General features: G+C 64.9%; 15 protein-coding genes. 3 read left to right on the forward strand and 12 right to left on the reverse strand.

The window, feature by feature from the left end:
• Positions 1-43: 43 nt before the first annotated feature.
• The 12 genes from PCA10_RS05855 to yaaA form a co-directional block, all read right to left on the reverse strand.
• A complete protein-coding gene (locus tag PCA10_RS05855; protein WP_041770538.1) occupies positions 44-688 on the reverse strand; it encodes an alginate O-acetyltransferase AlgF in 645 nt (214 codons plus the stop codon).
• A 68-nt stretch (positions 689-756) separates the two neighbouring features.
• Entirely contained in the window at positions 757-1,905 is a 1,149-nt protein-coding gene (locus PCA10_RS05860; RefSeq protein ID WP_016491113.1) for an alginate O-acetyltransferase, read from the reverse strand.
• A gap of 12 nt (positions 1,906-1,917) precedes the next feature.
• Complete coding sequence (locus PCA10_RS05865) at positions 1,918-3,411, reverse strand: MBOAT family O-acyltransferase (protein WP_016491114.1); 1,494 nt, start codon at positions 3,409-3,411, stop codon at positions 1,918-1,920.
• A 137-nt stretch (positions 3,412-3,548) separates the two neighbouring features.
• The gene (locus PCA10_RS05870; protein ID WP_016491115.1) at positions 3,549-4,649 is read right to left on the reverse strand and encodes a mannuronate-specific alginate lyase; all 1,101 of its coding nucleotides are present in this window, start codon (positions 4,647-4,649) and stop codon (positions 3,549-3,551) included.
• A 14-nt stretch (positions 4,650-4,663) separates the two neighbouring features.
• Positions 4,664-6,088, reverse strand: coding sequence for an alginate O-acetyltransferase AlgX-related protein (locus tag PCA10_RS05875; protein WP_016491116.1), 1,425 nt, complete (start codon positions 6,086-6,088; stop codon positions 4,664-4,666).
• Positions 6,089-6,099: 11 nt separating this feature from the next.
• Positions 6,100-7,629 carry a mannuronan 5-epimerase AlgG gene (gene algG / locus PCA10_RS05880; protein WP_394296624.1) on the reverse strand — a complete coding sequence of 510 codons (1,530 nt, stop codon included), beginning with the start codon at positions 7,627-7,629 and terminating at the stop codon, positions 6,100-6,102.
• A 58-nt stretch (positions 7,630-7,687) separates the two neighbouring features.
• Positions 7,688-9,133, reverse strand: a complete 1,446-nt coding sequence (locus tag PCA10_RS05885; RefSeq protein ID WP_016491118.1) for an alginate export family protein — start codon at positions 9,131-9,133, stop codon at positions 7,688-7,690.
• Positions 9,134-9,267: 134 nt separating this feature from the next.
• Entirely contained in the window at positions 9,268-10,626 is a 1,359-nt protein-coding gene (algK, locus tag PCA10_RS05890; protein WP_016491119.1) for an alginate biosynthesis TPR repeat lipoprotein AlgK, read from the reverse strand.
• 13 nt (positions 10,627-10,639) lie between these two features.
• The gene (locus PCA10_RS05895; protein WP_016491120.1) at positions 10,640-11,800 is read right to left on the reverse strand and encodes an alginate biosynthesis protein Alg44; all 1,161 of its coding nucleotides are present in this window, start codon (positions 11,798-11,800) and stop codon (positions 10,640-10,642) included.
• 29 nt (positions 11,801-11,829) lie between these two features.
• Complete coding sequence (alg8, locus tag PCA10_RS05900) at positions 11,830-13,311, reverse strand: mannuronan synthase (RefSeq protein ID WP_016491121.1); 1,482 nt, start codon at positions 13,309-13,311, stop codon at positions 11,830-11,832.
• A 256-nt stretch (positions 13,312-13,567) separates the two neighbouring features.
• Positions 13,568-14,878 carry a GDP-mannose 6-dehydrogenase gene (algD, locus tag PCA10_RS05905; RefSeq protein ID WP_016491122.1) on the reverse strand — a complete coding sequence of 437 codons (1,311 nt, stop codon included), beginning with the start codon at positions 14,876-14,878 and terminating at the stop codon, positions 13,568-13,570.
• 795 nt (positions 14,879-15,673) lie between these two features.
• Positions 15,674-16,453, reverse strand: coding sequence for a peroxide stress protein YaaA (gene yaaA / locus PCA10_RS05910; RefSeq protein ID WP_016491123.1), 780 nt, complete (start codon positions 16,451-16,453; stop codon positions 15,674-15,676).
• Between the two features lie 422 nt (positions 16,454-16,875).
• On the opposite strand from yaaA, the gene PCA10_RS05915 reads away from it, so the two are divergent.
• From PCA10_RS05915 to PCA10_RS05925, 3 genes are all read left to right on the forward strand, one after another.
• Complete coding sequence (locus PCA10_RS05915) at positions 16,876-18,267, forward strand: PhoH family protein (RefSeq protein WP_016491124.1); 1,392 nt, start codon at positions 16,876-16,878, stop codon at positions 18,265-18,267.
• Positions 18,268-18,348: 81 nt separating this feature from the next.
• The gene (gene moaC / locus PCA10_RS05920; RefSeq protein WP_016491125.1) at positions 18,349-18,822 is read left to right on the forward strand and encodes a cyclic pyranopterin monophosphate synthase MoaC; all 474 of its coding nucleotides are present in this window, start codon (positions 18,349-18,351) and stop codon (positions 18,820-18,822) included.
• Positions 18,822-19,070 (forward strand): MoaD/ThiS family protein, encoded by a 249-nt coding sequence (locus PCA10_RS05925; RefSeq protein WP_016491126.1) that lies wholly within the window; start codon positions 18,822-18,824, stop codon positions 19,068-19,070. Before moaC ends, PCA10_RS05925 begins: the two co-directional genes overlap by 1 nt.
• The last annotated feature ends 1 nt before the right edge of the window (position 19,071 follow it).

Genomic DNA, 19,071 nt, shown 5'->3' on the forward strand with positions numbered 1-19,071 from the left:
GGCACGGTCCAGGCCGTGCCGGCTACTGCTCGGATACCGGGATTCAGGATTCCACGGGGCGCTTGACCCAGACCGGCGCGAGCTTGTCGCCGCTGCCGGTGATGTAGAGGCAGACCACCTCGCCGCGCTGCAGGGCGATGGGCTTGAGGTCGCTGACCTTGCGGTCGCCGTCGAACAGCGCCAGGCCAACCTTCACCGGGTTGATCTCGCGCTCGCCGCGACCTTGCGGAGCCACGTCGGCCACCACCGGGGTCTTGCCGTCGGCGGTCTTCAGGGTGAGCTTGGCGTCGGACAGGTTCTGCACGCGCAGCAGGGCTTTCTGCTTGTTGCGGAAGACCGGCTCCTCCACCAGCTGCGGCGACTTGCCGGTCTGGTTGACCAGGGTGTAGTAGCGGTCGGCTTCCAGCTTCACCGAGAGGTTGCTGCCGCCCACCTGGGCGCTGTAGTTGCCCGCCGGGAGGAACTTGAAGTCGCTGGAGCCCTGGGGCGGCACGTCGGTCAGCGCGGTGTTGCCGACGTTGACGCTGAGCTCGTTGCTGGCGGCGTTGTAGGCGCGGACGAAGGCCGACCCCTTGGGGGCTTGCGGGCCATACAGGCCGCCTTCATCGGCCTGGGCCTGCAGGGCACCGAGGCCGAGCACCAGGGCGCAGGCATAAGACGTCCAGCTGCGGTTGTTCTGTCGGTTCATGAGGTGTACCTCCATCTTCTCTCTTGATCGGGCCGGATTCGGCCCGGATTTCCCCTCGCGAGGGGGATTCAGTTGGCCGAGCGCGAAGCCAGGCGTTGGTCGTCGACCGAGCCCTTGCGCAGGCCGGCGACCCATTCGGGGTCGAAGTCGGACAGGTCGCTGGGCATCGGCAGGTAGCGTTCCGGGAACTCCCAGATCACCAGCTGCGGCGCGGCGTCCTTGAATTCGTCGCTCTTGAGGTACTTGAGCATCGGCAGGATCGGCCCGTGGCCGTCCTCGGCGTGGTTGGCCAGGTCGCGCTGCAGCGACTGGCGCAGGGCGCCGGCGAAGTTCCACTTGTCGTTGGCGCTGTAACTGGTGCCCACCAGCACCACCGGCACTTCGCTCTCGGCGAACAGGGCGTCGTCGCCGCTGGCGGCTTCATCAGCGCTGCGGGTGGTGCGCTGCTGCAACTGGTCGGGGGCCGGCATCAGGTTCTCGAACAGCGGGTCCAGGGGCAGGAAGCGGGTCAGGTCGCCCTTGTAGGCATCCACGCCCTGGGTCTCGGTGACGTACTGCTGCGGGTTGCCGCGCAGCTCCATGGCCTGGCCGACCGCCTTGCCCAGGTTGCCGGCCACCACCTCGGCGCCCAGCGGCGTCCAGTGGGTGTCGGTGCGCAGGAAGACCTGGCCCTGGTCCTTGGCGGCCTCGAGGCTGACGAGCAGGTCCGGGGCGATGATCCCGGCCTTGCGGGCGGCGCCACGGAAGCGCTCGTAGAGGTCCTGGCGCAGGGCGGTGGGAACGGCTTCGCCGACATGCTCGGGGTAGAGCCGCGACTTGGCCGGGACTATCGCCAGCACCAGCTGGACGTCATGTCGGGCCAGCTCGTCGCGAACGCCCTGGATCAGCGCCAGGTTGTCGCGCATCTGCTTCGAGCCGTCGGCCACCGGGTCGAACTCCTCGTCCGAGAAGAGCCAGCCGTCCTGGCCGATCACCACGCCCTGGCGGCCTTCGCCGAACAGTTTGTAGTCCAGCAATGCCCAGAGGTTGGTGCCCAGTTGCTTGACCGGGAATTGCGCGTCGTAGTTCTTCTCGAAGGCCAGCGCCAGCTTGCCGTCCAGCACGCTGGTTTCCCGGGCCACGGAGAAGCCGAAGACCGCGCGCATGGACCACAGGCTCAGCGCCAGCAGCAGGCCGCAGAAGAGCACGATGTAGAGCAGGTTCAGGGTTCTGTTCATGGTCGGTTCCACTCAGAACTGGAAGTACAGGAAGGGCGAGAAGCTCTGCGCCGAGAGCTTCAGCACCGAGACGGCGAACAGCAGCAGCACGGCGGCGTGGAACGCCAGGGTGGCGAGCTTCACGCGGGCGGCGGGCAGGGTGGCGCTGCCGTCGGCGTTGATGGCGATACCGTCGTCTTCGTCGCGAGCGCGGGCCTTGGGCGCGCCGGCCAGGGGCTGGGCGTAGAACTGGCGGATGCCGCAGATGGCCAGCACCACGTACGCCAACACCAGGGTGGCGATCTGCAGGCTGGTGAGCTGGGCACGGTTGAGCTCGGAAAGCTGCCAGTCACCGAAGCTGAACATGGCGGCGTACATGCGCCAGGCCACATCGAGGTTCTCGGCGCGGAAGATCACCCAGCCGATCACCACCAGCAGGAAGGTGAAGGCCAGCTTCAGCGGGTTGATCACCCGTGGCGCGGCGTTGACCCCTAGGGCGCGCTCGATGGCCAGCCAGGCGCCGTGCCAGGCACCCCAGATGATGTAGGTGAAGTTGGCGCCGTGCCACAGGCCGCCCAGCAACATGGTCAGGAACAGGTTGCGGTAGGTCTGGAAGGTGGTGCCACGGTTGCCGCCCAGGCTGATGTAGAGGTAGTCCCGCAGCCAGGTGGAGAGGCTGATGTGCCAGCGTCGCCAGAACTCGGTGATGGACTGGCTGATGTAGGGCTGGTTGAAGTTCTCCATGAAGCGGAAGCCCATCATCAGGCCGAGGCCGATGGCCATGTCGCTGTAGCCGGAGAAGTCGAAGTACAGCTGCGCGGTGTAGGCCAGGGCGCCGAGCCAGGCGTCGCCCGTGGTGGGGTCGGACAGGGCGAAGCAGTGGTCGGCGATGGGCGCGATGCTGTCGGCGATGAAGACCTTCTTGATGAAGCCCTGCATGAAGCGCGTGCAGCCCTCGGCGAACTTGTCCACCGTGTGGGTGCGGTGGTTGAACTGGTCCACCAGGTCGCGGAAGCGCAGCACCGGGCCGGCGATCAGGTGCGGGAAGATCGCCACGAAGGCCGCGAAGTCGATCAGGTTGCGCGTCGCCGGGGTGTCGCCGCGGTAGACGTCGATGATGTAGCTGATGGACTCGAAGATGTAGAAGGAGATCCCGATCGGCAGCAGGATGTGGGTGAGCACGAAGGGCTCCATGCCGAACGAGGCGACGATGGCGTTGAAGCTGTCGACGCCGAAGTTGGCGTACTTGAAGTAGCCCAGCACGCAGAGGTCGACCACCACGCCGAGCAGCAGCCATTTCTGCGCGGTTTTCGTGCGCACCCCGGCCGCGCCCACGCGCAGGCCGATCCAGTAGTTGAACACCGTGACCGCCACGAACAGCAGCAGGAAGTCGATGCGCCACCAGGCGTAGAAGATGTAGCTGGCAATCAGCAGCAGCAGGTTTCGGTAGCGTGTCCCGACCATGTAGTACAAGCCGAGGAAGATCGGCAGGAACAGGAACAGGAACACGTTTGAAGAAAAGACCATCCGAGTCTCTCCGTTGAACGTTTGATTTCGTCCCGCCACATGGGCGGGGGCGTTTGTCTCCCCTCTCCCTGTGGGAGAGGGGCTGGGGGGGAGGGATGTGGAACCGCGCGCGGAGCCCGGCTGCCCTCACTCCGGGGTCAGCTCCCACCCTCCTTCTTCGGGTGGAACACCCGGGTCACGTCGCCGCCCAGGCGGAAGGTCTTGTAGGGGCCCATCTCGTCCTTGCGTTCGAGGGTTGCGGCCGAGCACTGGTAGAGCGAGCACCAGGGCTCCAGCCAGGCGAACTTGGAATGCTTCTTCAGCTCGCTCATGTCCTGGTCGTCGCCGGTCTTGTCGTCGAAGGCTTCCGGGTCGTCCACGCCGGCCAGCACCTTGTCGCCGAGGCGTTGCAGGGCGCCGTCGTTCTCGTTGCGCAGGTCGAGGCCGTTGGCCTGGGCGAAGCTGGCGATCATCGCCAGCGGCGGCAGGCTGTAGTTGTGGTAGGCCAGGGCGCGCTGGCGGCGCTTGAGTTCGTTGGGCAGGAAACCGTCCTTGTCCACCTGGCTCGTCGCGACGCGGTACTGGTTCACCGACCAGTCGAAGAGGTCCTGGCGGTTGGTGGCGACGCTGGTGGCCATCACCGACCAGGCGGCCCAGTAGGAGTGGTTGTTGATCTTCTTCAGTGGCAGGTCGCTCCAGTCGTGGACGACCTGATCGGCCAGGCGCGAGAACCAGGATTCGATCACCTGGGTCTGCGCCTGGTAGGGCGCCAGCGGCTGGGACTCGGAGAACTTTAGGCGCAGGTAGGCCGAGGCCATGCTGCCTAGTGCCCATTTGCGCATGGACTTGCCGGTGTGGTTGTACTCGGTGCTGAGCAGGGCGTTGGCCTGCGCCCAGCTGCCCAACCACTGCAGGCTGCATTCGAGCTGGGTGCGCTGGCCCTTGCGCATGTACTCCATGACCATCTTGCTGACGCCGCGCTCCATCTCGGTGATGGCCGCGGTCTTGTCGCGGAAGGCCTTTTCCGCTGCCGGATTCAGGGTCGCGCGGGCCTTGTCGGAGCCCTCGTACTTGCTGCGGAACTCCAGCTTGGCGGTATAGGGCACTGGCGGTGCCTTGCATTGGCCGGCCGACTTGGCGTCGATATCCACAGGCGCGAAGTAGCCTCGCGGCGGCACCAGGTCGGCGGCGTGGGCCTGCCCGGCGAGCAGGATGCCGGCGAGCAGGGGAGCGATAAGCCAGGTTTGACGTTGCGGCATGGAGTCCTCCTTCCTCAGCGGGCCTGGGCCGTGAGGTCTTCCCCGCCCTTGCTCGGACGCTTGCAGAGGCTGACCTCGACGCTGAGGTCCTGGGGCATCTGTTCGGGGCTGTGGATTTCCAGGGCGAGCAGGTTCAGGTCGGCCCAGTCGGGATCGTTGCGCAGCTCGAAGACGTAGCGGCCGCCGGTGTCGACGCGATCGCTCTGTTCCAGCTTGAAGTTCTCGCGGCGGCCGTTGAGGTACCAGATGGTGGCCTTGGCCTCGTGCACCGAGGGGTCGCTGAAGGTCAGGTCCACCTGGTAGTCGCGGCCACGCAGGTCGCGGGGGGCCGAGCCCTTGCCGTTGACCAGCACCTCGTTGGCGCCGGGGTGCAGCTTGGCCTTGGCTTTCAGCGCCACCGGGCGGCCTTCGCAGCCGTTGTTCACCAGCGGCACGGCCTGGCGATAGAAGCTCTTCTGCGCCATGTCGTAGTGGGTGGCGAACTCCCAGACCAGCACCTTGGGCGGGTTCTCGTGGAACTCCTTGCTGCTCATGTACTGCAGCAGGGCGCTGTCGAAGCCGCCGCCGCTGACTGCCATGTTGAGTACCTCGGCGCCGCTGTGCTGCTGCAGGAACCCGGCGAAGTTGTAGGCCGGGCCGCTGTTACTGGTGCCCACCAGGGCCACCTTGGGGTTGGACTCGTCGCCGAACAGGCTGTCGCCACCGTCGCCCGCCGCCTCGGTCTCGAAGCGCTCGACGTACTGGGTGGCGTAGGTGGTGCCGCAGAGCTGGCCGGCGGTCTTGTGCAGGGTGCCGGCCTTGGGCAGCAGGCCCACCACCTTGCTCTGGAAGTCCTTCTTCGGAATGTCGGAGAAGCCGGGGATCTGGTTCAGGGTCTCGGCCACCAGCTTGGCGGTGCGCTCGGCACCGGCCGGGGTCCAGTGGTGGTCGGCCTTGAAGTAGTAGTCGGTGCCCACGCCCTGCTCGTCGAACAGCGGCGAGAGGTCGGTGGTCCAGATACCGGCCTTGCGGAACTGCTCCACGGCGGCGAGGTAGTTCTTCTTCGCCAGGTCGTAGTTGAAGTGGGCCTTCTCCTCGGGAGTGAGCTTCTCGCGGTTTATCAGGCCACGGGTGGGCTGGTAGACCACCAGCAGCTCGACGCCACGGGCCTTGAGCGCATCGCGCAGGCGACGGAACTGGCTCCAGCCGTAGGGCGTGGTGCCGAAGTCGGTGCGCAGGTCGTACTGGGTACGGAATAGCCAGTCGTCCTGGCCCTGCACCAGGGCGGTGAAGAAGCTGAGGTACTTGGTGTTGTAGCTGGCCGGGTCCTGGGCCACCGCGCAGAGCGGGCCGGTGCGTTGCACGCTGTATTCGGGCGCGGCCTGGGCGCCCTGTGCCGCGGCCAGCAGGGCGGCGGCCAGGGCCGAGGGGGTGAACCACTTGCGGGAAAGTCTTTGCATGATCTCGTACCTCAATCCTGGAGTTCGGCCTGGCTTTCGACGGGATCGATCAGCACCGCTTGCTGGCGGCGCACCATCAGGTCGAGGATTTCGTCCTGCTTCTCGCCGAGGATTCCGGCGAAGCTGATGCCGGTGGACTTGCTCGGGGCGAGCAGCTCGACGCGGTACAGCTCCACCGACAGCGGCGAGTCGATGGACAGGGGGCTGGACGCGTTGCCGGCGAGCTTGCCGCCCACCAGGATCAGCGAGACCTTGGTGTCGAAGGGGTCGAGCTCGATGTTCCGGTCGGTGTTGGAGAGGTCCTTGATGTGGCCGTAGACGCCGGTCAGGCCGTTGGCCGCCGAGAGGTTCTCGTAGAGGCGGATGTTCACGCTGTTGCGCACGCGGATGCCGTGGCGCTTGTTGTTGACGATGCGGTTGCCCCAGAGCAGGTTGTTGGAGCTCTCGTAGAGGGTGATGCCGTCGGAGTGGTTCTGGTAGACCTCGTTCCAGGCCACGAGGTTGTTCACCGAGTTACGGTCGATGACTATCCCTGAGAGCTTGTTGTCGTAGCTCTTGTTGTGGACGATCCAGCTGTCGTCCACCTCGCGGGAAATGATGATGCCGTGCTTCTTCCTGGTCCCGAACACGGTGTTGTGGGCGATGATCAGCCCGTGGGAACGGTCGTGGGGGTCGATGCCGTAGACGATGTTGTCGCGGTAGGTGTTGCCCTTGATCACCACGTTCTCGGCCTCGAAGCAGTAGAAGCCGTACCAGTGGTCTACGAACTCCGAATCCAGCAGCCAGCCGGTGGGCGCCGAGCGCTTCAGGCGCTTTGCCTGGCCCGGGGTGTACTGGGTGATGGAGACGCCGTAGGACTTGGAGTTGTTGTAGCCGAGGCTGGTGACCTTGCTGCCGACGATGTACAGCTCGCTACCGCCCCAGGAAACCAGGAAGGGGCGGAACTCGTCGGGCTTGCGGAACCAGGCCGGCTCCTTCTTCGCCTCGTTCCAGGCGGTGAGCTGGCTCTGGGTGATGAACAGCTTGCCGTCGTTGACCAGGAACGCGCCGCGCTCCTGGGACAGGCGGAAGTCCTTGGTGTCCTTGCCGATCTCCAGGTTCGCGCCCTGGGCCACCACCACGGGCAGGCGGGCCAGGTAGACACCCGGCTCGGTCTCGCTGAACTGGCTGTCGGGCAGGGCGCGCGCGAGGTCCTGCGGGGTCACGTGGCCGCCTTCGATGAAGATCGCCTGGGGCATGGCCTGCTGGCGCTTGACCCACTCGCGCAGGCGCTCGTCGCCGCCGATGAAGTCTTTCAGCGCGTCCTGCTGGACCATGCGCCGGACCACCACGCGGCCGGGCTTCGATCGGTCGATCTTCGCCTCCACGGCCTGCGCGGTGTAGCCGGACAGGTCCGGCACCTTGGGCGTTTCCAGGTGCAGCTGCTCCACCGGTGCGGTGGACACCGTGTAGTTCTTGATCGGCTTCAGCTCCTGAGCCAGCTCGGCACCCTGGACCCAGGGTGCGGCGAACTGCAGGGCGCCGAGCACGACGCCGCCCATCAGCATTGTGCTTCCCATGCCACGTTTCATGACTGTTCCTCCCATGCGCGGATGCCCATCAGAAGCGCCAGATGACGTCTACGAAGGCGCGGTGCATCAGTGAGTCGGTGCCGCTGCCGTAGGCATCGCCCGGCTTGAACACGCCGCCACGCAAACGCACCAGGGCCGAACGCTCGTCCAGGTGCTCGGCCATGGAGGCCGGCAGCAGGCCCTGCTTGAAGTAGCGGGTCACCACCAGGTCCATTTCCTGGCCGATGTCTTTCTCGCCGTCTTCCAGCGGCGCGATGATTCCGCTCTGGCCGACGTCCTGGTTGTCGTCCACGCGCCAGAAGCGGTGGTAGACCAGGCTCGCGTCGTAGTCCTCGCCCATCTGCCAGGAGGTGAAGGCGGTGGCGACCTGGAGGTTGCTCAGCTCGCCACGGAAGGCCTCGCCGAAGCGGTGCATGCGGGCTTCGGTGCCGGTGAAGTTGGAGCGGTTGCTCTCGAGGCCGGTCTGGCGGAACTGCTCGGAGCTGTCGTCATCGCCACCGCCGCTGCCACGGGCGTAGGCGCCGCCGACTTTCCACTGGTCGTCGATGTTCCAGCGCAGGCCGAGGTCCAGGGCCCAGGCGTCGACATCGACGTTGCGCTTGCCGCTGGCGATGTTCTGGTCGCCCACGGTGGTCTGCGACAGCTCATCGACATCACCGGTCAGCCAGGTGGCCTGGGCCCAGTAGTTCAGCGGCTGGGTGGAGCGGCGGTCGAAGAAGCCACCGTCGGCTTCCAGGCCCAGCCAGGTGAGGTCGCCGGTGGTGCGCTTGGACAGTTCGTCGACTTCCTCGCCCACCTTGGGCAGGTCGCCGGTGTCGTGGCTGTGATGCAGCTTGGCGCCCACCCAGTGGCCGGGACGCCATTGGGTGGAGATGTCACCGAAGAAGTGCTGGCGGTCTTCGTCTTCCGGGGCCAGTTCGTCGATGTCCGTGCGGTAGTCGGAGAAGCGCTCGGCGACGCCGGCATGGGCGCGCAGCAGGGTGGTGTCGAAGCTCCAGCGCAGGGCTTCGATGTTGGTGTCCCACCAGGTGCCTTCGTCGCTGCGCACGCGCTGGCGACCGAAGCGCAGGTGCTCGCCGGGGTAGGCGGTGAGGCCGCCGTAGTCGACCCAGAATTCGCGCATGGCCAGGTAGCTCTTGTCCGGCTCGCGGCCGTTGTTGCCCTGGCTGGCGTCGGCTTCGATGTCGCTGGATTCCAGGGTATCGGTTTCGACGATGTCGGTGGCGGTGACCGCCTGGCCCATGGCGAAGGCGCTCCACTCGCCGCGCTCGCCATAGACCCAGGGGCGCAGGTCCAGACCGATGCCGTTGACGTCGCCGCCATCGCGGGTGCCGAGGTCGCGGTCGTCTTCCGACTGCGCGGTGATCTTCACGTCCAGGCCGAAATTGCGGCCTTCGGGCTGGGCTGCGTGGGCGATGCCGACGGCCAGCAGGGACAGGCCGAGGCCTGCACGAATCCAGGGTTTGTTGCTCATCGTGTTTCCTTTGTTCTCGGTCCGCTGGCTGCGTTTTTCGTAGGTTGCGGCTGAGCTGTGCGAAGCCCAACGCTTGCCGCACTCGGCTGTTGGGCTTCGCTGCGCTCTGCCCAACCTACGGAGGCCATGCGGATTCATAGGCTGCTCATCTGGGCGTCCGGCGCGGTGCCGCGCGCGGCGCGTTCGTCGCGCAGCAGTTGTTCGGCACGGGCGCGTTCGGCCGTTGGCAGTTGCTGTTCAACCTGCTGCGCCAGCTCCAGGGCCTGCGGGGTGTTCTTGGGCAGGGCCAGCTGGCTGAAGACGTAGGCGTTGACCAGGTCGGGGCGGATGCCCTTGCCCTGGGCGTACATCTGGGCGAGGGCGAAGTCGGCGTTGACCTGGCCATTGCGGGCGGCGCTGAGCAGGTGCTCCAGGGCCTTGTCCGGGGCGATGTCGCCCAGGTAGCCGCGCAGGTAGAGCTGGCCCAGCAGGTAGTTGGCCGTGGGCTCGGTGGGCGCGGCCTTCTGCAGGTGTTCCTCGGCCTTCTTCGGGTCCAGGGGCACCAGCTTGCCTTCGTAGTAGAGGCGGCCCTGCAGCAGCTCGGCGCGGGGCAGGGAGGCGGCACGACCCTTCTCCAGGTAGCCCAGCATCTGTTCGGTATCGCCGAGGGCCGGGTAGTCGTAGAGCAGCTTGGCCAGGCTGACCCAGGCGGCGGGGTAGCTGGGCGCGACCGCTTCCAGCAGTTCCCGGGCCTTGCCTTCGTCGGGCGTGCCGATGTCGGCATCGGCCAGCACCTGGGACACCGCGTCCACCCGCTGGGCGGGGATGCGCCCGGCCTGGTAACCGGCCATCAACTGGTCCAGCAACTGTTGGCGGGCGTCGCCCTTGTCCTGCTTCTGGTAGACGGTGGTCAGCTCGACATAGCAGACGTCGGCCACGGCCAGGTTGCGGGTGCAGATCTCTTCGATCTCGCCCAGGTGCTGATCGTAGGTGCCCTGGGTGCGGTAGAAGAGGATCTGCGCCAGTTCGGCCTGGGTATGGCCTTCGGCGCGCCACTGCTTGATGCGTTCCGGCACGTTCACCGAGGGGAAGTCCTGCGGGTACTGCAGGTAGAGCATCACCAGCGGCAGCAGGCTGCTCTGTTCACCCGCCTCGAAGGACTCCTCCAGCAATTGTGCGGTTTCGCGGCGTTCGGCCGGGTTCAGGTCGGCCTTGCGCGCCAGCAGCTTGCCGAGGCGCGCCTTGGCGCGGGGCGATTGGTCCATGGCCTGGCGGTAGGTCTGCTCGGCCTTCTGCAACTGCGCGGGATCGCCGCTGGCCACCTGCAGGTCGGCCAGGCCGACCGCGGCGTCGGCATAGCCGAGGTCGGCCAGTTCGCGGAAGTTCTGCTCGGCGGTGGTGTTGTCACCACGCTGCAGCGCCTCGCGGGCGAGGCGCTCATCGGGCAGGCCGGCGCAGCCCGCGAGGGCGACGGCGGCTGCCAGCAGCAGGACGGGGGTGGCGTGATGGACCATGGCTGCGCCCTCCTCAGAAGCCCGCGGCCAGTGCGCGATCGACGAACCAGTCGATGGACGGGCCGCGATCGATGCTCACGTCAACCGGCTGGCCGGCGAGGGTGCTGGGCAGCGGCTCGTCGGGCTGGATGGTGGCGCGGATGTCGGCGGACATGCTGCCGTCATGCAGGTTGCTGCTGAGGATCTTGCCGTGGCGTACCTGGTCTTCGCCGGCCACCTGGAAGGTGACGCGGGCGCCGGGACGGGCCTGGGCGATGTTGCGGAAGGGGAAGCGCGCCTGCACGGTGGCCAGGCTGTCCTGGGGCACCAGTTCGAAGATCACGTCGCCCTTGCTGGCGAACTGGCCGTCGGCCACCAGCTGGCGGGAAATCTTGCAGTTGCAGGGGCTGGTGAGGGTGCCTTTCATCTGCTTGCCGAAGAGCTCTTCGACGTTGCCCGGAGTGAGCTGGTCGTCGGTCAGGTGGCCCTTGAGCATTTCCAGCATGGTGGCGCTGAAGGAGGCGATGGGGGCGCCCTTGCTCACCGTGGCGTCGGGGCCGACCAGGCTCTGTACCGTGCCTTCGCGGGGCATGGTGACCTGCAGGGACGGCACCGCCACCATGGCCGAGTCGGCATGGGTGACGAAGTACAGGCCGTAGAGGGACTTGCCGATGTAGCCGAAGGCACCGACGCCGATGACGAAGATGCCGAGGCTGAAGCCCACGGCCTTGAGGCGGGCGAGGGCGCCCATGCCGCCACCGGCACCGCCTTTGCGCGGCTTGGTGAAGTTCTCGCGCTGCAGGGTGTTGAGCAGGTCGCCGGCGGTGACCAGCTCGCCCGAGAGGTGGGAGCTGATCAGGTAGCGCAGGGTGGCGATGTCGCGCGGATGCAGGTTGTGGAAGACGCAGCCGATGCGCTCGTTGCGGCTGTCGACGGCGCGCACCTGGAACTCCACGTCCAGGCCGAGGCTGAGGCCGTCGATCTGGAACATCAGGCGGCCCTTGTGATGGTCGCCGATCGCGGCGCCGGAGCGTCCGCCGGTGAAGGCGAAGCCGCCGGCGGAGACGTCCAGCAGCGACGCTTCGAAGCGCTCGCCTCGGGCGATATAGCGGACTTTGCCGGGGATCTTCACCCGCGCGTGCTGGCGCTGGGCTTCGGATTCATGCACCACATTGAGATTGACGGCTGTATTCATGGCTTCGATTCCTGTCGGGTTCCTTGTGCTCACACGATCGCCAGCAGCGTTGCGATGAACACGCTGGTTGCGGAGAAGGTCATGGCGCGTGAGGACCAGGTGTTGAACCAGCGCGAGAAGCTGGCGAGGTCACGGTTGAGCTTGGTGTTCTGGCGGGTCCAGGACTGCTGGTCGAGGCGGAAGAAGACGTAGATCTTCACCAGGGCCCCGACGATCTGGTTGTAATAGAGGATCAGCGGGTAGGCCGGCCCGATCCGGTGGCCGGTAATGCTCAGCAGCAGCGTCAGGACCAGGCGGGTGAGGCCTATCCACAACAGGTACACCAGCAGGTAGGCGATGCTGTACTTCAGGCTGGCGATGATGGCCACGGCCAGGCCCAGCAGGCAGGTCCACATGGAGGCGCGCTGGTCGGCCAGCACCACGGTGGTGAACCAGCCGAGACGGCGCGGACCCAGCGCCAGGGCGCGGGAGTTCTGCCGCAGGTTGTTGCCGTACCAGCGGAACATCAGCTTGCGGCTGGCCTTGACGAAGCTCTTCTCCGGCGGGTGCTCGACCGTGTTGATCGCCGCATCCGGCACGTAGAAGGTGTCGTAGCCCAGGCGCATCAGGCTGTACCAGCTGGACTTGTCGTCACCGGTGAGGAACTGGAAGCGGCCCAGGCGCCAGTGGTCCAGGTGGTCGCTTTCGACGTCGGTGATGAAGTCCGGGTCGGTCACGACGCTGGCGCGGAACACCGACATGCGACCGGTCATGGTCAGCACGCGCTTGGACAGGGCCATCGAGCACATGTTGAGGTGGCGCTGGGCGAAGCGCAGCTTGTGCCACTCGCTCATGATGTAGCTGCCACGTACTTCGCAGAACTCGTTGGTGGTCAGGCCGCCGACATTGGGGAAGAGCTTGAACCAGGGCACGGTCTTCTTCACCACGCCTTCGGCCAGCACCGTGTCGCCGTCGATCACCGCCACTACGGCGTTGGCATCGGGCAACTGCCGGGAGATGGCGCGGAAGCCATAGGCCAGGCCGTCGCGCTTGCCGGTGCCGGGAATGCGCACGAAGTCCAGCTTGACCCGCGCGGGCGGCGCCATGCGGGACCAGAGGTTCTTCACCAGCAGTTCATCGGACAGCTCGACGATGGAGCAGACCACGGTGGTGGGGTAGCCGCAGTTGATGGCTTCCTGGATCACCGAGCGGTAGACCATGGCGGTGGTCAGTGCCTCGATGCGGAAGCTGGTCACCAGCAGGTACACGTGGGACGGATCGGCCGCATCGCCGAGCTTGGCCACGCGCCGCTTGTACCAGGGGTAGATGACGTAGAGGAACAGCGTGCCGCGCACGAAGTGCAGGGCACCCATGGAGTAGCGCCAGATACCCACGGCCCCGATCAACAGCAGGAAATGCTTGGAATCGGGGTCGAACACCGACTTGGGCAAAGCCAGTGCCAGCAGCATCAGCGCGATGAGGTAGAACAGCCAGCCCGATGCTTCGAGCAGACCATGCTTGATCTTGTCCATAGAGTCGTCCCGGGCTCGTTGGCGATGCCCCCTCCCGTGCGGGAGGGGGCGGTGCGCTTGGAACCTGTTTACGATCTCGCGAGCTAGAGAAGAACAAGGCGAAAATGGCTGAGGAAGCGGAGTTTACGAGCTGTAAATGAGCATTACTCACTTCGTTCGCCCTCCGGGCCGTGCTGAAGCACGTTAGCCGCAAGCGGCATTCCGAAGCCATTTTCAACGCAGTTATTCCGACGCGCAGCAGATCGTAAGCAGGTTCTTACCAGCAGATCCCCTCGGCGTTGCCGTGGGTGGCCTTGGGCATGAAGCCCACCAGGTCGATCACCTGCTTGCCGGCCGGTGCCTTCTGGGCCAGCGGGGCGAACAGCTCGTCGCGGTTGCCGAGGACGATGATGTCGGCCTTGTCGATCACCGCGTCGAAGTTGCTGTCGAGCAACGAGGAGACGTGGGGGATCTTCGACTCGATGTAGTCCTTGTTGGCACCGTGGACGCGGGCGTACTCGACGTTGCGGTCGAAGATGCTGAGGTCGAAGCCCTTGCCGATGAGCATCTCGGCCAGTTCCACCAGGGGACTTTCCCGCAGGTCGTCGGTACCGGCCTTGAAGGACAGGCCGAGCAGGGCGACCTTGCGCTTGTCGTGACCGGCGATGATGTCGAAGGCCTTCTGCACCTGGCCGGCGTTGCTGCGCATCAGCGAGCCGATCAGGGGCGATTCCACGTCCAGGGAAGTGGCGCGGTAGTTCAGTGCGCGCACGTCCTTGGGCAGGCAGGAGCCGCCGAAGGCGAAGCCCGGGCGCATGTAGTACTTGGACAGGTTGAGCTTGTGGTCCTGGCAGACCACGTCCATCACCTCGCGACCATCGACGCCGACCGCCTTGGCGATGTTGCCGATCTCGTTGGCGAAGGTGACCTTGGCGGCGTGCCAGACGTTGCAGGTGTACTTGATCATCTCGGCCACTTCGATGGGCTTGCGGATGACCGGCGCGTCCAGTTCTCGGTACAGGGTTTCCAGCAGGTCGCCGGAGGCGCTGTCCAGTTCGCCGATGACGGTCATGGGCGGGAAGTCGTAGTCCTTGATCGCGGTGCTCTCGCGGAGGAACTCGGGGTTGACCGCCACGCCGAAGTCCACGCCGGCCTTCTTGCCGGAGCAGTCTTCGATGATCGGGATCACCACGTCTTTCACTGTGCCCGGCAGTACGGTGCTGCGCACCACCACCGTGTGGCGCTCGGCCTTGTCGCGCAGGGCGAAGCCGATCTCGCGGCAGACGCCTTCGATGTAATCCAGCGACAGGTCGCCGTTCTTCTTGCTCGGGGTGCCGACACAGATGAAGGACACCTGGGTTTCCAGCACGGCACCGGCGACATCGGTAGTGCCACGCAGGCGGCCAGTCTTGACGCCCTGTTGCAGAAGTTCTTCCAGGCCCGGTTCGACAATTGGCGATTTGCCATTGTTGATCAGGTCTATCTTGGTCTGAGAAACGTCGACGCCGACAACTTCATGACCACGAGCAGAGAGGCAGCCGGCGCACACTGCACCAACATAGCCCAAACCGAAGATGCTGATTCGCATCGTATTCACCTCGTCCTTTCAGCACGCTGTTTAATATGTGACGGTAGTGTCACTTCCATTTGCACTGTTATGTGGCATAAGCAACTTTGCAGTGCACAGGCATGATTAATACCGGACGCCAAAGTTAGGGCGCCTGAACTGGGCATGTCGTATCGCTTGCCCGGGTAGAGTCCTGAGCTGATCGCCGCTAGGGCTCTGGCTCGTTGGTTTTGTCCAGTAGGTCGAGTTTGTTGCGCGTCTCCTTAATCAGTTCATTTGGCTTTCGCCAGACAAAAACTACCCCTCGGCGGCGAGCCGATAGTTAGCAGGCAGTTTTAAAGGCGCACCGAAAAAGTGGTGCAAAGAATTAAGTCACGGGTGGTATGAGTGTCGGTCTTTTCGGATAGTTCCTACCGTTCGTCCCTGAATTTTACTATTGCAGTTTTATTGCTGCGCAGCGCGTGGCTGTCGGTGGCATTCTCAGAGTTGGTCTGCTCTGGAAAAGTTCCTGGCAATGCAAATTGCAAGTTTTCGGTGGTTGCATTTTGCAACTTGGCCACTATCGGGAAGCAAGTTGGCCAGTATCAAATGGAAGTTTGTAGCGGCCAGATGATCTTGAAGTGATATTGAACTTGCGGTGGCCATTGAATGGCCGGCGCGGGTTCGTAGGTTGGTGCAGAGCGTAGCGAAGCCCAACGATCCGTGGCCCGGGTTGAGCGCCGTCGTTGGGCCGCGCTGCGCTTGGCCACAACCTACGGGGGAGAGGGAAGGGGGAGGCACAAACGAAAACCCCGCCGGGCGGCGGGGTTTGTGGGGTCACTCCTGCGGTTCGTCCCGCAGGAATACCAGGCTGTCGGGCTTGGAGTGTTCCACCGAGTAGCGGTAGCCCTGGTAGTTGAAGTCCTTGAGGCCGGCCGGGTCGGTCAGGCGCTCCTTGATCACGTAGCGGGCCATCAGGCCACGGGCCTTCTTGGCGTAGAAGCTGATGATCTTGTACTGGCCGTTCTTCAGGTCCTTGAACTCGGTATCGATGATGCGGGCGTTCAGGGCCTTGCGCTTGACCGCGCTGAAGTATTCGTTGGAGGCGAGGTTGAGCAGGATGTCGTCGCCCTGGGCCGCCAGGGCCTCGTTCAGCCAGCCGCTGATGCGCTCGCCCCAGAAGGCGTAGAGGTCCTTGCCGCGCGCGTTGGCCAGCCTGGTGCCCATTTCCAGGCGGTAGGGTTGCATCAGGTCCAGCGGGCGCAGCAGGCCGTAGAGGCCGGAGAGCATGCGCAGGTGGGCTTGCGCGAAGTCGAAGTCGGCGTCATTGAAGTCTTCGGCGTTGAGGCCGGTGTAGACGTCGCCCTTGAAGGCCAGCAGGGCCTGCTTGGCGTTGTCCGGGGTGAAGTCTGGGTGCCAGCTGCCGAAACGCGCGACATTCAGGCCGGCGAGCTTGTCGGACAGGTGCATCAGCTCGGCGATCTGCGCGGGGCTGAATCCACGCAGTTGCTGGATCAGCTCCTGGGAATGGTCGAGGAACTCCGGCTGGGTATGGCGCGGGGTGACCGGCGGGGTCTCGTAGTCCAGGGTCTTGGCGGGGGAAATCACCAACAGCATCGAATCGTCTCCTTCGGGAATGGGGCGATTCTAGGGATTTGCTGCCGAAGGCTCCAGCTATCCCGCCGATAGGCAGTTTCAACCCGACCGTGGGAACGGGGTGCTGGGGGGAGGGGGAAATTCGGTGAAAAGCGGGGGAGGGGACTTTCGACTTTAACGGTCTGTTTCCTACGCGCCAAGGGGTTTTTGTCGTGCTGAAAAAAAAGTTCGTACAGGCAAAAAAGTTCTTTTTTCTGTCATCCGGAATGGAGTATTAAAAAACCAGACCGCCGAACCCTGCAGACAGGTGGCGGCCAATGGCCCCCACCTTGTTGGCAGCTTTCCCCGCCTGGCATGACCCGGAACGGGGAGGTCGGCGGTTCTCCGCGGCGGAGAGCCTCCCTGGCATTCCGTCGCCTGGCCCTATAAGAAGGTGACCGAGTATGGATGACCACGGACGCTCCCGCCCTACCGCTCCAACCTTGTATGCGCTCGACACCAACGTCCTGATCCACGATCCCAACGCACTGTTGAACTTCCAGGAACACCACGTCGCCATCCCGATGACCGTGCTGGAAGAACTGGACAAGCTGAAGACCGGTAAACAAGGCGTTGCGGCCGAATGCAGGCAGGCCATCCGTAACATCGACAAGATCCTCAGTGGTGCCACTCCCGAGGAAGTGGAGCACGGCGTACCCATCCAGCGCGAGAAGAGCGGCCCCTGCGGCTTCCTCTCGATCCTCATGAGCAAGCGCGCAGCCCCCATCACCTGGCTGCCTGAAGACCTCAACGACAACCGCATCATCAACCAGCTGGTGGAGCTGAAGAGCCGCAGACCGGGCATGTCCGTGGTGCTGGTGACCAAGGACATCAACATGCGCCTGAAGGCGCGGGCCTGCGGGATCGACTCGGAGGACTACCACACCGATCAGTTGGTGGACGATGTCTCCCTGCTGTCCCGTGGCTACCACGACATGTCGGGCTCCTTCTGGGACCGCGTGAGCAAGGTGGAAACCCGCCAGGACCATGGCCGCACCTGGCACCGGGTGCAACTCACCGACAACCTGCCGGCGGTGCACGTCAACGAGTTCATCGTCGATGAGCAGGGATTCGTCGGCTGGATCAAGGGCATCAAGAACGACGAGCTGCTGATCCTCGACCTGCACCAGGAACCCCTGTTGCATCAGGAAGCCTGGGGCCTGCGCCCGCGTGACGTGTACCAGGCGCTGGCGCTCTACGCGCTGCTGGACCCGGATATCCACCTGGTCAACCTGTCGGGAGCGGCGGGTTCCGGGAAGACCATCCTGGCGCTGGCGGCGGCCATCGAGCAGACCATGGTGAGCAAGCGCTATCGCCGCATCATCGCCACCCGCAGCGTGCAGGGCCTGGACCAGGAGATCGGTTTCCTGCCCGGCACCGAGGCCGAGAAGATGGAACCCTGGCTGGGGGCGATCACCGACAACCTCGAAGCCCTGCACATGGATGACGAGAACACCCACGGCAGCGTGGACTACATCCTCAGCAAGGTGCCGCTGCAGTTCAAATCCCTGAACTACATCCGTGGCCGCAGCTTCCAGCAGAGCCTGATCCTGATCGACGAGTGCCAGAACCTGACGCCGCACCAGATGAAAACCATCATCACCCGTGCCGGCACCGGGTCCAAGGTGATCTGCCTGGGCAACCTGGCGCAGATCGACACCCCCTACCTCTCCGCGCCGAGCTCCGGCCTGACCTACCTCACCGAGCGCTTCAAGGACTTCCCCCACGGCGTGCACATCACCCTGCAGGGTGTGCCGCGCTCCGTGCTGGCCGAGTACGCCGAAGCGCACATGTAACCTGCAACTCCCGCCGGGCGGCAGCTGCCGCCCGATGGGTGTTTCTGTATACAATCTGTCTCCTGTTCGAGGAGACCTGCAGTGCTTACCCATCTCGATTCCCAGGGCCGCGCCAACATGGTGGATGTCACCGACAAATCGGTGACATCCCGTGAGGCCACGGCCGAAGCCCGTGTGCGCATGCGCCCTGAAACCCTCGCCATGATCCAGACCGGCGGCCATCCCAAGGGCGACGTCTTCGCCGTGGCGCGGATCGCCGGCATCCAGGCCGCGAAAAAGACCTCCGACCTCATCCCGCTCTGCCATCCGCTGATGCTCACCAGCGTCAAGGTGGAGCTGGAAGCCGACGGCGACGATTGCGTGCGCATCGTCGCCCGCTGCAAGCTGGCCGGGCAGACCGGGGTGGAAATGGAAGCGCTGACCGCCGCCAGCGTCGCCGCCCTGACCCTCTACGACATGTGCAAGGCAGTGGATCGCGGCATGACCATCGAAAACGTACGCCTGCTGGAGAAGCTGGGCGGCAAGAGCGGCCACTACCAGGCCGGGGAGCAATGATGATTCGCGTGCAGTATTTCGCCCGTTACCGTGAAGCGCTCGGCATCGAAGGCGAGCAGCTCAACTGGGATTCGGCGTTGGCGAATCTGGATGGCCTGCGCCAGCACCTGCTGGCCCGTGGCGGGGTGTGGGAAGTGCTCGCCGAGCAGAACCTGATGTGCGCCCGCAACCAGGAGCTGTGCAGCCTGGAAGAGGCGCTGGCCGATGGCGACGAGGTCGCCTTCTTCCCCACGGTTACCGGAGGCTGAG

The organism is Pseudomonas resinovorans NBRC 106553, from assembly GCF_000412695.1.
Classification (GTDB): domain Bacteria; phylum Pseudomonadota; class Gammaproteobacteria; order Pseudomonadales; family Pseudomonadaceae; genus Metapseudomonas; species Metapseudomonas resinovorans_A.

Excerpts from the sequence above, each read along its gene's own strand:
- PCA10_RS05855 (WP_041770538.1), bottom strand. The coding sequence starts at position 688 with ATGAACCGACAGAACAACCGCAGCTGGACGTCTTATGCCTGCGCCCTG.
- PCA10_RS05860 (WP_016491113.1), bottom strand. The coding sequence starts at position 1,905 with ATGAACAGAACCCTGAACCTGCTCTACATCGTGCTCTTCTGCGGCCTG.
- PCA10_RS05865 (WP_016491114.1), bottom strand. The coding sequence starts at position 3,411 with ATGGTCTTTTCTTCAAACGTGTTCCTGTTCCTGTTCCTGCCGATCTTC.
- PCA10_RS05870 (WP_016491115.1), bottom strand. The coding sequence starts at position 4,649 with ATGCCGCAACGTCAAACCTGGCTTATCGCTCCCCTGCTCGCCGGCATC.
- PCA10_RS05875 (WP_016491116.1), bottom strand. The coding sequence starts at position 6,088 with ATGCAAAGACTTTCCCGCAAGTGGTTCACCCCCTCGGCCCTGGCCGCC.
- algG (WP_394296624.1), bottom strand. The coding sequence starts at position 7,629 with ATGGGCGGCGTCGTGCTCGGCGCCCTGCAGTTCGCCGCACCCTGGGTC.
- PCA10_RS05885 (WP_016491118.1), bottom strand. The coding sequence starts at position 9,133 with ATGAGCAACAAACCCTGGATTCGTGCAGGCCTCGGCCTGTCCCTGCTG.
- algK (WP_016491119.1), bottom strand. The coding sequence starts at position 10,626 with ATGGTCCATCACGCCACCCCCGTCCTGCTGCTGGCAGCCGCCGTCGCC.
- PCA10_RS05895 (WP_016491120.1), bottom strand. The coding sequence starts at position 11,800 with ATGAATACAGCCGTCAATCTCAATGTGGTGCATGAATCCGAAGCCCAG.
- alg8 (WP_016491121.1), bottom strand. The coding sequence starts at position 13,311 with ATGGACAAGATCAAGCATGGTCTGCTCGAAGCATCGGGCTGGCTGTTC.
- algD (WP_016491122.1), bottom strand. The coding sequence starts at position 14,878 with ATGCGAATCAGCATCTTCGGTTTGGGCTATGTTGGTGCAGTGTGCGCC.
- yaaA (WP_016491123.1), bottom strand. The coding sequence starts at position 16,453 with ATGCTGTTGGTGATTTCCCCCGCCAAGACCCTGGACTACGAGACCCCG.
- PCA10_RS05915 (WP_016491124.1), top strand. The coding sequence starts at position 16,876 with ATGGATGACCACGGACGCTCCCGCCCTACCGCTCCAACCTTGTATGCG.
- PCA10_RS05925 (WP_016491126.1), top strand. The coding sequence starts at position 18,822 with ATGATTCGCGTGCAGTATTTCGCCCGTTACCGTGAAGCGCTCGGCATC.